A 14,210-nucleotide genomic window follows, 5' to 3' on the forward strand; every position below is an offset into this window, starting at 1 on the left:
AGATTGATTCTTTTAAAAGCAAAAAGCCTCTACAAATTATCGTAAAGGCTTTTTTGATGTTTGAACTAGAAAGAAATATTATTTTATTGGATAACCAGTTGTTTTGTATATACTTTTCCTTGAGAAATAATCTGAACTATATAAACACCTGCACTTATTTTTGAAAGTGTAATAGTAGTAGTTTTCTCGTTTCTAGAAATTTCCTTACTGTAAATTGTTCTACCTAGTGCATCTACCAAAACAAGATTTGTCTTTTGATTTGTTGTTGTAGCAAACTCTACTTTAAACGAACCATTATTTGGATTTGGATAAACCGTAAAGATTTTAGCAGATTCTTCTTCAATTCCAGTTGCAATATCAAAAGTAAAGACTTTTTCTTCCGTTTCAAATTCACAGCCTGCAAGGTAAGTTATTTTTGCTTTATAGCTTCCACTTTCAGTTGGTTCAATCGTTTTTTGATTATTGAAACTAGCAACTTCATTTCCATCTTTAAACCAAATTACTGAAACAATAGAATCAGAAGACGAAACACTAATCGTTTTGTCAAAAGAATTCTCTTTGTTTATCGTAATCGTTGCATTTTGAGCTTGTGCTTCTGTGATTTCTATTTCATTTGATTCTACTTGACAACCTTCTGTTGTTGTAATTTCTACTTTGTAAGTTCCAATTTCAAAAGTTACTAAAGTAGACGAATCATTTGAAATAGCTGTATCATTTCTGAACCACTTGTAAGTAAAACCTGTGCTAGTTGTTACAGAAAGCCTTGTTTCTTCACTTGAACAAATTTCTGTTTTATCAGCAGAAAGAACCATAGCAGGCAAATCTGTAATTGTAACAGCAATACTCACACTATCCAAACACGAAGGCTGACTTGCTGTTAAAGTATAGTTTCCAGACTCTGAAACTGAAATTGATGTTCCTGTTCCTATATCTGTTCCATTGAGAGACCAAGTATAGGTTACATTTGAGCTTGTATCTTGAGCATTTAGCATTCCATTTCCACAGAAAGGAACTTCACTTCCTTGTTCAATTTTGGCAGTTGGAGCATCTACAAAAACCACTTTTGTAGCTTCAGAAACAGCAAAACAACCTTCTTTTGAAATTCTTACAGTATAATTTCCTTCAAAAGAAACAACTAATGCTCTTGTATTTCCTACCTGAATATTATCTCTAAACCAAAGATAAGAAGCATTTTCTACTTCATTAGCAGAAAGTGTAAATGTGTTAGAACACGTTTCAAACAAACTTCCTTGCTCAACAATTGCCTCAAAAACTTCTTTTATTGGGACAACAACTTCTAATCGTTCACTTTCTAAGCTATTTATAATAACCGAAATATAAAAAGTAGTTGTATCATTTAAAGCAGGTGTTTGAATAGTTGCATTATCCGTTTCAAAAAGTGGCGTTGTAGCATCTTGAGAAGCATAGATACGATAGACAGCTCCATTGCTGCGAACTTCAATTGTACCAGTTTCTCCTTTACAAGCAGCTTCTAAAGAGAATAAAGTTGGCGTTGATGGAATGGTACGTACTTGAACAAAGTTTGAAGTTGCTGTATTATTTCCACAAATTGCTTTTATAGAATAAGTATATTGTGTGCTTGAACTAACTAATGAATCAACAAAAGATAATTGAGAAGAAACAATAGTTTCTAGTAACTGATTATTTCTCCAAATTTCATAATTGATAGCATTTGAATTTGCTGGAGTTGCCCAAGATAATTTTACTCTTGTTGCAGAAAGTGCTTCTGCTGTCAAATTAGTTGGCAACTGGCAATCTGCAATTGGTGGATTTGAACCACCAGCAGGATCACATAAAGGCAAGACATCCAAAATTGTATTTTTGACTGTATTTGTGATAATCGGAGCATTGGTATCAAAATAAATATAAGATTTGTTTTCAATTCTTGATGTATCTGTATGTGCTGCAATTTCATCCAGTTCAAAAATAACATACCCTTGACTAAGTTCTGGGCTAGAAGTGCTATCAGGTAGGTTAATATTATCAAAAAGGAAATTAATATTATTATTATTTGCTGTCGTATCAACCACCATCGGATGGCTACTTCCAACAATTCTTAAAGAACTTCTATCCAATAAACTGCTCAACGAATCTACAATATTTACATTCAAAGCAGGTGCATTTCCTGTATTTTGAAAACGAATGGTATAAGTCAGGGGTAAATCAGAACGTTTTGTGAATTTATCATCACAGATTCCTTGTGGATAGACTTGTTTGTCATTCGGGTCGTAGGAGTTTATGATTGGAAAGCAATATGTTTTTGTATTGTTAGCTAGATTTATATCTCCATTTGTTGGAGTAATTCTTACTGTAAAACAAACACTATCGCCAATATTAGCAGAAATATCAGTATTTACATAAAAACCACTTCTAAATCTAGGTAATGCTTCAGATAAATTAGAAAAATTCCAAGTAAGTGTATTTCCTACAATAGAAGAAGGAGGATTGAAATTATAAATAGTAGAATATTCTGTCAAGTTATCTAATATTACTTGAACTTGACCAGAAACAGGAGCACAAGTTCTATTAAACCCTTGTAGTTGGACATACGAATGTACCGCAGGACGAAACCCACCACTTGTAAAACTGACATCTAAATCATGTCCAGTAAGAATTATTGTCGTAGGAACAATTACACTATTTCCTGACCTATCTGTAACACGTAAATTAGAATTACTAAAATTTCCACAACTAAAACTTTGTGTTATAAGCCCTGTATTTGCAAAAACTACAGTAATATTTGCACTATCTGTACAATTATCACTCAATGAATAAATTAAATCTAAAGCTGAAACTGTTACAACACTCGTGTTTGTAGCCAATGCAACTGCAAAAGGTTGAGTTCTGACTACTGGCGCAATCGTATCTCTAACTTGAATAAATGCTTGTGCAGTATCAATATTTCCATTATTATCTGTAATTTGTAGCCAAACTTCGTGCATAACACTTGTATCCGCACATGAATAAGAACGAGTTTCTAGACCTGTATCTCTAAAAGTATAAGAAACAATCGTATCTCCACATCCTACTCTACTCAAACTATCTATTTGAAAAGCATTTACGTTTACAGTTCCCAGACTATCCAAATAAACTGTAATATTTTGGGTGTTAATATAAGCACTATCCCCTAAAGTTATTAGAATCGCTATTCTATCACTATTACCACAACCTGCGACAGAGTCTTTAGCATAAAAATAAGTAGAATCGGCTGTAATTGCTGATGTCGTAAGTGTATCTCCAATATGAATAGGTACTGGATTTGTAGGCGAGTTATACCAATGTATATCTCCTAATCCTGTTGCAATCAAATTAGTAGTTGAGTTTATACAAACTCCTGTTTGTTGATTTGGTGGAGTTACATTAGTTATTATAGGTGTTTGATTTGTAATTTTAGCTATTCTGTTTCTGCCTACACCGTTATATTCTAAAAAATCTCCTACTATAACTATTGAATTAGGCAATATTACTGCATCTACTATGGTCGTATCTGTTCCTGTTGTAGTATTGAAAGCAATATCAGCACTTCCATTTTCATTTACTCTTCCAACATTACGAATCGGGTTTCCTTGTAATTGATTAAACTTTCCTACTATAGTTATTTTACCATCAGTTTGTGGAAGAATTTTATTGATTCTAGCATTCGCTTCAAGAGTAATATCTATAGAAGGATAAATTATACCTTGATTATTTATTTTCAAAACTCTAGTCAATGAATTATTAGGAAACGCAGTACTATTAAAACGACCCGAAATAATAATATCCCCATTTGCTAATTCATTAATAGTATTAATAAGAGAGGTTAGAGTAAAGTTTGGAGTGAATGTAGTATCCAAGTTTCCACTTGGAAGCAGTCTCATAAAATTGCCTACACTACTTCCTCCATAATTAGTAAAATACCCACTTAATACTATTTTACCATCATTTTGTATTAGTATTTCTGCAATATTTCCTGCATTATCTATACCTAACCAAGTGAAAGAATTATCTCGAGTTCCATCTGGATTTAGTCTAATCAATCCGTATGTATTTGGTGCATCAATATCATATCCCCCAACCAAAATTTTATTATCTGATTGTACCTTCATTTGAGTAATTTCAGAAAAAGAAGAAAGTGGAAAAACACTTGTTGCGTCAAAACTAAAATCTCTACTACCATCTTCATTCAAACGTACTATCTTAGTTCTTGTCGTTAATGATGTTGTACTAAAAGAACCTGCTACTAATAATTTTTCGCTTTGAGCAGCAATTACCTTAATATAATGATTAGGTGGTACAGAAGGTAATTGTGATAAGCTAGTTTCAACAAAAGAAAAAGTAGTATCTCTACTTCCATCTTCATTTATTTTTGTAATAGCATTAACAACTTGGTTATCGTACCTTCCAAACTGTTGATTACCAAATAAAAACATTTTATTATTAGGCAAACGAACAATTTGATCTAATCCATCATTTGCTCCATAACTACGATTATAAGTTTCGTCCCAACTTCCATCTGAATTCAGACGTGCTAGTTCTGTGCTAGTGAAACGAGTGTTAGTGAGTATTTTTCCATCTGATAAAATTTTTACTCTAGGATTAACTGCGTTTTTAGAATAAATTTCTACAAAAGAATTATCTATACTTCCATCTGCATTTAGACGAATAATATGCCTTCTAAATGCATTCTTATAAGAATTGAAGAAACCAACTACCACTACTTTTCCATCTGCTTGGATATCAGTATTATTTACTTTCCCCCCTTCAAAACCTATACTACTATCAAAATTTATATCCAAAGTTCCATCAGCATTTATTCTAGCAATTCTCCCCCTATTAGTTCCATTATAACCAGAAAAATTACCTACAATTATGGCTTTTCCATCTGCTTGTAGTTCAATATTGTAGATTACAGGACTATATGTTCCATTAGACTCTACTCCACCTGCTGCCACATTATAAGTAACATCTACACTACCATCTGTATCCAATCTAACTATACCCTTTCTTGCTACCCCATTGTAGGAAGAAAAATCCCCCACACAAAGTATTTTATTATCACTCTGTACTTTTACATCTTGTATTGCATAAGCAGCAGAACTTACTACATTACCTTGAGTAAATGAATTATCTATACTTCCATTGTTATTTAGACGAACTAATTTTTTAGCTATTCCATTTACTTGTAAATTACCCATTACTATTACTTTTCCTGTTGATTGTAAGGCTATCTCTGTGATGGTACTTGTATTGTCCAAACCTGTTACTTCAAAGGAATAATCAGTGCTTCCATCTGTGTTTAATCTTACAATCTGTTTTTGTACATTAGGTCGCTCTATTATATGCCCAATAACAAGTAACTTACCATCAGATTGCAATTCGGCATCTTCAATAGAAGCTGTATAATAATTATTGGGTAGAAATGCTCTAAAGGAATTATCTAATTTACCATCTTGATTCAAAAGTATAATACCTTCCTTAATTTGATTATTATATCTATGTATAACACCTGCTAAATAAGTATTACCATTAGGCAAAGGAATAATTCTACGAAGATTTATACCAACATCACCATTTCCATATCCCTCATCTAAAGAATTGAAGCTAGGATCACTAACAGCAGGATTACACTGCCCAAAAGCAGAGAAAGAGTAAAAATTACTCAACAAAAAAACAGCACATACAAAGAGTAGACTGTGTAAATTAGAATATGATTTTGTCATCAAAGAAATTCAATTGCGAATTATGAAATTAAAAACTACTATTCTTGGGATTGAGAATGTAACTTATAACTGTGAATAATTCTGTGTAGAAATAGAATAAATAGTAATAGAGGGGATTTGTAGACACAAAGGTACATTTTTATTTTTGAAATAAGTAAGGATTAGCGAAATAAAAGGAAATTTTGTTTTTTTCTATGGCAAAAATGCAATTATTTTTTTCTAAAAAATCAGATTTTATAAATGTTTTCTTTAGGGGATTTTGATTACTTTTGCAAAATGAAAAAAATAGGCACTTTTTGCCTTCATTTATACTCAAAATTTATTGAGGAAATAGCATTTTGAATTTGAATTTCCTATATTTCAAACTTTCAGAATCGTTTTATTTAATTGTTGATTATTTTATACACAATTGTCAATTAAATCAAATTATAACTTGAAAATAACACATAAATACAGGACACAAATTTTATCAATACAAAAATTATATGGATTTTATAAAACTTATTGAAGTACGTTCAGAATTAGGAGCAGGAACACGAGGGGCAAGTATGGGAGTGGATGCACTCAAAACAGCTTGTTTGGATAAAGGAAGCGATTATTTTATTCGTTTTGATATTGCAGAGGTAGAAACTGAAAATGATGCTCTTTTTGAATCTACGCCTTATGACCATGCAAAACATGTAGATTCGGTCTATAAAGTAGAACGTAGAACTTGTGAAGCTGTAAGAGATGCCATCGAAGATGGTTACTTTCCATTGATTTTGGCTGGCGATCATTCTACAGCAGCAGGTTCGATAGCAGGAATTAAACTAGCTTATCCTGACAAAAGACTAGGTGTAATTTGGATAGATGCACACGCAGATTTACACTCACCTTATACTACTCCTTCTGGAAATATTCATGGAATGCCTCTGGCAATTGCTACAGGAGAAGATAACAAAGAATCTCGTAGAAATGAGCCACATAAAGATACTGTAAAGTGGTGGAACAAACTCAAACATATTGGAGGAAACGGACAAAATGTTCTTCCTCAAGACATTGTTTTTGTTTCAGTTAGAGATGTAGAAGAAGAAGAAGAGTTTTTGATGAATAAGTATGGGATTCGTAATTTTCCTACTTCAGAAGTTAATTCAAAAGGGGTAGAACAGATTTCTAGCGAAGTTTTGGAGCATTTAGGACATTGTGATTTGATTTATATTTCTTTTGATGTCGATAGTCTTGACCCAAAAATATCAGAAGGAACAGGAACACCAGTTGAAAATGGACTTAGTGTAGAACAGGCCAAACAACTCAACTCAATTTTGATAAGTAATGATAAAGTTTGTGCTTGGGAAATGGTAGAAGTAAACCCTACTTTAGACTGGGAAAATGCAATGGCAGAAGAAGCATTTGATATTTTGGAATATGTAACTGATAGCCTTTCTGAATCAAGAGAAAGCTCTACTCGTCAAAAATTGGATACACAACATCCACGCAATCCATCTGAATTAGAAGGATATTTTAGAACGATTGCAGAGGAAATTGCTGAAGAAGAAGAGTAGAATCAAATTGTGAATGGTGAATTATAAATTGTAAATTATGAATTGAAAATCAGTGTAGCTAGTTATTTAATACCTAATTAGCTACGCTGATTTATCAAGTCGTAATTATTCATTTTTAATTAACCTCATTTCTTTCTCAAATAAAAATCAGCAATCACAAGGGCAGCCATCGCTTCCACAATCGGAACAGCTCTAGGAACTACACAAGGGTCATGTCTTCCTTTTCCAGAAACTACAACTTTATTTCCTTCTGTATCAACACTTTCTTGGTCTTGCATCAGAGTAGCGACAGGCTTAAAAGCAACTTTGAAATAAATATCTTCGCCATTACTAATTCCTCCTTGTATTCCTCCTGAATGATTTGTTTTTGTACGAACTTTTCCGTTTTTATCGGTATAAAACTCGTCGTTATGTTCTGAACCTTTGAGTTTTACGCCTTCAAAGCCACTTCCGTATTCAAATCCTTTTACGGCATTTATACTCAACATTGCTTTTCCTAGTTCAGCATGTAGTTTGTCAAAAACAGGCTCTCCCAAACCAACAGGAACATTTTCTAAGACACAAGAAACCACTCCACCAATTGTATCGCCTTCATTTTTGACTTTTTCTATTAAATCAATCATTTTTTCTGCTGTTTCTTCATCTGGACAGCGAATAATATTCTCTTGATTTTGATTGTGCTTAGAAAAGTCCAATTCTGAATAATCCTTTTGCAATGTAATGTTTCCCACTTGTGAGACATAGCCTTGAATAGAAATTCCTTTTGATTTTAAGAATAATTTTGCTACTGCTCCTGCTGCTACTCGTGCAGCTGTTTCTCTTGCTGAGCTTCTTCCACCACCTCTATAATCTCGGTTTCCATATTTTTGTTGGTAGGTATAATCTGCATGAGAAGGACGGAATTTTGTAGCAATGTGTGAATAATCGCCACTTTTTTGGTCTTGATTAGGAATAAAAATAGCTAAAGGAGTTCCAGTGCTTTTTCCTTCAAAGATTCCTGATAAAATTTGTAGGTCATCTTTTTCTTTGCGAGGAGTTGTTATTTTGGATTGCCCCGGTTTTCTGCGTTTCATTTCACTTGCTAGAAATTCCAAATCTATCTCCAAACCAGCAGGACAGCCGTCTATGACAACACCTATACCTTCGCCGTGAGATTCTCCAAAAGTGGTTATTCTAAAAATATGTCCGAATGTATTCAAAATGAATGTTTTTTTTACTAGTTCAAGCGTCGACGCTTGAACTAGTGAGTACTTAAAATTTTATTATTTCTAAAGGACTTAATGGATTTGCACTACTATAAAAATATTTGCTTGCTTCCTCTACAAATCCAGCCTTTACAGGGTTTTGATGAGTATAATTTATTTTTTGTTGAATAATATTGTTTCCAATAAGTGCGACAGGATAACTTCCATTTTGCCAAATTTGATGATTTAAGTTCAAAGGGTTTTCTTTTCCTGCTTCTGCGAAAAGTCGTAGTAGCCAAATTTTTCTACTTTCTTTCTCATTTAGATTTATCATTCTAAAAAGCTCTTTTGAAGTATATCCTTTAAAATCACGCAAAATATCAGATAATGGAATATGTATATCTCTGACTACCAAATGCAAATGATTCGTCATGATAACATAAGCATAAATTTCTAATCCTTTATTTTTTTGACAATGCTTTAAACTCTTAATGATAAAATCTTTGTATTCAATACGTGTAAAAATATCAATCCAATTTACAACTGTTAGTGTAATAAAATTGTAACAACCAGAATGAGTGATTCGACGCATATTATATTGATTTTATATAACTGGTTCAAGGGATTTTTCATTTCTGGTTCAAGCGTCGACGCTTGAACCAGAAATGAAAAATCAAAACTGAAAATAAATAAACGGCTGTACCCCTTCAGATTGCGTTTGCAAAATAATCTGAACAACGATTAAATAACAAACAGCTTTTGCCCAAAAGGGAAGCGAAGCAAAATAATTCCCTAAGTTTTGATACGATAATTTTGAACTAAAATGTGCAACTAATCCTAGAATAAGCATTACAATAAATAAAGGACGAGTTTCCCAAAAAGGAAGCGCATAATCAAAATCTGTTGTGGTTAAGATTTTATGAATAGAAAACCATGCTTTTTCAAAACTCTCTGCTCTAAAGAAAACCCATAAAAAAGCCACAAAATGAAATGTCATAATCCATCCAATACTATTTTTTAATGAATTAAATAGATTATCAGAAGTAGAAAGAATTGTTTTCTTCAAGAAGCCTATTTTCTGATTATTATTTATATTATAATCGTCTAAATTATTTTTCTTAAATTCTAAAATAAGTGTCAAGTAAAGTTTATGAACAACTAAACCCACTCCATGCATAGCTCCCCAAAAAACAAATTTCCAATCTGCACCATGCCAAAAACCACCAATCAGCATTGTCGCCATAAGAGCCAGATACATTCTCAAAATGCCATGACGATTTCCACCTAAAGGAATATAAATATAATCACGCAGCCAAGTAGAAAGTGAAATATGCCAACGTCTCCAAAACTCTGTAATTGAAGTAGCCAAATACGGACGGTCAAAATTGATACAAAGCTCATAACCCATCAGCATGGCGAGTCCGATTGCCATATCCGAATAACCTGAAAAATCACAATAAATCTGAATGGTATAGCCATACATTGCCAAAAGATGCTCAAAGCCTGTATAACCTGCTTCATTCGAATAAATCAAATCTACATACTGAGCCAAATAATCAGCCAAAACAGCTTTCTTAAAGAGTCCTTTCAAAATCCAAAAAAGTCCCCAACCTAAGTTAACCGAATCAAATTCTAATTTTTGGCGAATTTGTGGTAAAAAATCTTTTGCCCTAACTATAGGACCTGCCACAAGTTGAGGAAAAAAACTAAGATAAAAGGTGAAGTCAAATAAGTTTCGACAAGCAGGAATTTCTTTTTTATAGACATCAACAACATAACTAATAGCTTGAAATGTAAAAAAAGATATTCCAATAGGAAGAAAAATAGATTCTAATTGAATATTTTGAGAAGTAATTGCATTCCAGTTTTTGAGAAAGAAAAAAGTATATTTGAAGTAAAAAAGTAAAGCTACGTTTACTAAAATACTAATCCAAAGTATTATTTTTCTGTTTCGTTTTAGCTGAAAAGAATCTATTAAGAACCCACTTAAATAATTGAAAAGAGCAGAAAAACCAAGTAAAAAAACAAATCCTCCACTAGATTTGTAATAGAAAAAAAAACTAAAAGCAATGACATAAACAATTCTCAACAAATCATTTTTGTAAAGAAGAATATATCCACCATAAAAAATAAGAAAAAGAACCAAAAAAATACCACTATTAAAAAGTAGAGGAGCATTTTGAGTATAAACTAAAAACTGATTTAAGAGATGATGTAGTAATCTTTCTAATTCTATCATATTGTATCTTTAAAGCTATTAAACTTTAAGTGTTTTTTATAGGATTATTTTTTGCAAAAAATACTTTAACAAATTTGAAATATAAATAGGTAATGGATTTATTTATTTTTATTGTAATTTAGATTTATTGAACTGTTTTATTTGAGTATCCATCTGCCTTTCCAAATGCAAAACTATACATTAAAAAATACATTTCCATATTTATCTTCCTATTTACTTAGGTTTTTGTCTGTTCAAATGATTTTTAGAATTCATTTTGTGCTAGGAATTCTATTGGTTTTTTTATTTTCTTCTTGTTCTTATCAAAAAGAACTTTCTATCGAATCTGAAAAAGGAATAATAGATCTTTCAGATAAAATAATGGACTCAGAAGAAGTAATTATATTGAAAGGTGAGTGGCAATTTTTTTGGAATAAATGGATTTTACCTAAAAATATAGAAGAGCAAAAAGAGTTTCAATATGTACTTGTTCCAACATCATGGAATACCTATAAAGACCCAAAAACGGGAGAAAATTATCCATCAAGAGGTGCAGCAACGTACCGAATTCAAGTAAAATTGCCTAGAAATCTGCGTAAAAATTTGGCTATCAAAATTCCTAAAATATGGTCTGCAAACAAAGTATTTGTCAATCAAAAATTAATTTATGAGGCAGGCAAAATGACAACAAATGCAAAAGAAGCTGATGATGTTTTTTTGGGAGACTTACTTATGTTAGAGGGAGAAAATGCAGAACTAGATATTGTTGTACAAGTAGCAAATCCTGACTTTTTTATTGGTGGAATTCTTGAAAATTTCAAAATTGGAATATACAAAAATCTGTTACAAACTAAGGAAATAAAGCAGACATGGAGTGGAATTTGGCTTGGACTTCTATTTTTTATTGCTGTTTATCATTTTGTTTTGTTTCTTTTTCGCCCAAAACAAAAATCGACATTATATTTTGGGCTTTTGACTTTCTTTTTAGGAGTTATTCATCTGATTTTTGCAGACCATTATTTTTACGAATATCTTCATTTGCATACAAGTTTTGATTCAAGTCTTCAACCAAGATTTTATTACGGTTCGTTTTTCTTGCTTTTTCCAACAGCTATTTTATATTTGCAATCACTTTATCCAAGAGAGGCTAAAAAGTTTATGTTTCCTGTTTCTGGAGGTTTGGCTGCTTTGAGTCTGTTGTTTTTGCTTTTACCGACTTATATTTTCCTTCAATTTATACAGTATTTACAGATTGTTCAGATGGTTATTGCAATCCTTTTTGGTGTGATTATATTAGGAACAGCTATTTACAAAAAACGAGATGAAACGCTTTGGCAAACTCTAGGTATTGCATTTTTACTGCTTACAGGCATACATGATGGACTAAATACAGTAGGAATTTCGCTAACCTCATATTTTGACTTGATTCAATTTGGCTTTGGTGCTTTTATTCTTTTACAAATGGGAATTCTTGCCAAACGTTTTTCAAGAGCTTTTAATAGAGTAGAAGATTTAACAATAAATTTGGAACACAAAGTAGCTGAAAGAACTCTTGAAGTAAATGAGCGAAATACTGAATTAGAACAGCAAAGTCACATTTTGGAGGAAAAAAATCAACATATTACAGATTCCATTCGTTATGCTGCACGAATTCAGCAATCAATTTTAGGAGACAAAAATGGTTTAGAGGATTTATTTCTTGAGAGTTTCGTATTGTTTAAACCTCGTGATATTGTTTCTGGAGATTTTTATTGGTTTACCAAATTGATTGTTAATGAAAAAATACATTCTATTGTCGTTTGTGCAGATTGTACAGGTCATGGCGTTCCAGGGGCATTTATGACGGTTATGGGAAATGATTTATTGACAGAAATTGTAATTAATAAACAAGTAACTCAGCCAAATGAAGTTTTAAAACTTCTTGATGAAAAAGTAGAAGCTACATTTAGAAATCAAAATACTAGAGATGGAATGGATATTTCTATTATTAATTATTGCCACACAACCCGAACAGTAAAGTTTGCAGGCGCAAAAAATCCATTGTATTTAGTAGAACATGGAACAATACAAGAAGTAAAAGGCTCAAAACATGCTATTGGAGGAGGAAAATCAAATTATAAAAAGCGAAAAGAAAAAAGCTTTGAAACATCTACATTTATTCTTCCTCCTCAAACAACACTTTATATGGCAAGTGATGGTTTTCAAGACCAATTTGGAAAGCCAAAAGATGGACAAAGTGAAATTAGGAAATTCATGAAAAAACGGTTTAGAGAACTTTTGTTAGAAATAAGTAAACTTCCTATTTCAGAACAAGAAAATACCTTAAATCAGATTTTGGAAGACTGGAAACAGACCGAAAAACAAACAGATGATATTTTGGTGATGGGAATTTATGTAGGCTAAAAAAAAAATCTGTTTTGATAGAAAAACTTTACCTTTGTTGCTATTCTAGTGTAACACTATCAACAAACCACTCTATAAAATCGTTGGTGTCTCAATAAGTTCACATTAAATAAGAATATCTCATCATGAAAACAGAAGTATTAAAAACGGAACATTATTGTATAGAAGTAAACCTTTCAAAAAACAGGATTTATTTTGCAGTATTAGCTAAATGGTCTGGAATAAAAGATTTTGAGAATTTTGAAGAGGTATGGATAGAAACAGCAAAAAGAATGAAACCAAATTTTACAATTCATTCTGATTTGAGATTGATGCCAAAGTTGAATTATGATATAGAGGCTCTTTTTGGACGAATTCAAAGTTATTTGATAGAGAATGGGCTTATTGCTCTTGCAGAAACAGCAGCAGTTGATGATATTTCGAATTTGCAAATACACAGACTTTCTGAACGTAATCAAATGCCTGTCAATAAATTCAAAACTGAAGAGGAAGCTGAAAATTATCTTGACCAATTAGTAGCTAATTTGAATATGTAGTCTTTTTTATCAAGATATAGTTGAAATTTAATTGTAATTAATTAGCAAAACACAAAACCAAATATATGATATTGTGGCTAGTGGAATTTACTTAATAAACAAAATTTAAAGAACTTATTCTCTAGTAAAAAAAAGAGATAAAAAGATGAAAATAGATATTGCAAAGACTCAATATTATCATATACAAATAGATAAAACAAAGAATAGAGCTTATTTTTATGTTCTTGCTCCTTGGAATGGAATTGAAGATTTCCCTACTTTCTTTGAAGAGTGGAAACAAGCTGTGGAGTCGCTTGAAACTAATTTTACAATTCTTTCTGATTTGAGAGTAATGCCAATTTTATCTAAAGAAATTGCAGCTCTATTTTCTAAAACACATAATTATTTTACAGAAAAAGGACTGTTTCATGTAGCAGAAGTAGCAGCAATAAATGACATTTCTAATATACAAATTGATCGTTTGGAAGATAAGAATAAAATTCCCAAAAATATGTTTACCTCTCTTGAGGAAGCAGAAGAATATCTAAATCAACAAGAAAAAAAGTATAAAAATTAGGGGAATAACATCATAAATAAATTCTATCTTTGTAAACTTACTTATAATTATT

8 protein-coding genes are annotated in these 14,210 nt (G+C 31.7%); 4 read left to right on the forward strand and 4 right to left on the reverse strand.

Going from position 1 to position 14,210, the window contains the following annotated elements; all coding sequences use genetic code 11:
- Positions 1–83: 83 nt before the first annotated feature.
- Positions 84–5,720, reverse strand: a complete 5,637-nt coding sequence (locus tag V9L05_RS20165; RefSeq protein WP_338813684.1) for a T9SS type A sorting domain-containing protein — start codon at positions 5,718–5,720, stop codon at positions 84–86.
- Between the two features lie 485 nt (positions 5,721–6,205).
- On the opposite strand from V9L05_RS20165, the gene rocF reads away from it, so the two are divergent.
- Complete coding sequence (rocF, locus tag V9L05_RS20170; protein WP_338813685.1) at positions 6,206–7,261, forward strand: arginase; 1,056 nt, start codon at positions 6,206–6,208, stop codon at positions 7,259–7,261.
- A 125-nt stretch (positions 7,262–7,386) separates the two neighbouring features.
- On the opposite strand, the gene aroC is transcribed toward rocF, so the two are convergent.
- The 3 genes from aroC to V9L05_RS20185 form a co-directional block, all read right to left on the reverse strand.
- A complete protein-coding gene (gene aroC, locus V9L05_RS20175; RefSeq protein ID WP_338815428.1) occupies positions 7,387–8,463 on the reverse strand; it encodes a chorismate synthase in 1,077 nt (358 codons plus the stop codon).
- A gap of 49 nt (positions 8,464–8,512) precedes the next feature.
- Positions 8,513–9,037, reverse strand: coding sequence for a transposase (locus tag V9L05_RS20180; RefSeq protein ID WP_338813686.1), 525 nt, complete (start codon positions 9,035–9,037; stop codon positions 8,513–8,515).
- Positions 9,038–9,118: 81 nt separating this feature from the next.
- A complete protein-coding gene (locus tag V9L05_RS20185) occupies positions 9,119–10,684 on the reverse strand; it encodes an MBOAT family protein (RefSeq protein ID WP_338813687.1) in 1,566 nt (521 codons plus the stop codon).
- A 165-nt stretch (positions 10,685–10,849) separates the two neighbouring features.
- Between V9L05_RS20185 and V9L05_RS20190 the strand changes: the two genes are divergently transcribed.
- The 3 genes from V9L05_RS20190 (at position 10,850) to V9L05_RS20200 (ending at position 14,158) form a co-directional block, all read left to right on the forward strand.
- Positions 10,850–13,066, forward strand: coding sequence for a 7TM diverse intracellular signaling domain-containing protein (locus V9L05_RS20190; RefSeq protein WP_338813688.1), 2,217 nt, complete (start codon positions 10,850–10,852; stop codon positions 13,064–13,066).
- Between the two features lie 125 nt (positions 13,067–13,191).
- Entirely contained in the window at positions 13,192–13,602 is a 411-nt protein-coding gene (locus V9L05_RS20195) for a hypothetical protein (RefSeq protein WP_338791676.1), read from the forward strand.
- Between the two features lie 145 nt (positions 13,603–13,747).
- A complete protein-coding gene (locus V9L05_RS20200; protein WP_338813689.1) occupies positions 13,748–14,158 on the forward strand; it encodes a hypothetical protein in 411 nt (136 codons plus the stop codon).
- The last annotated feature ends 52 nt before the right edge of the window (positions 14,159–14,210 follow it).

Origin of the sequence: Bernardetia sp. Wsw4-3y2 (assembly GCF_037126295.1) — a bacterium.
In the GTDB taxonomy this organism is placed as follows: domain Bacteria; phylum Bacteroidota; class Bacteroidia; order Cytophagales; family Bernardetiaceae; genus Bernardetia.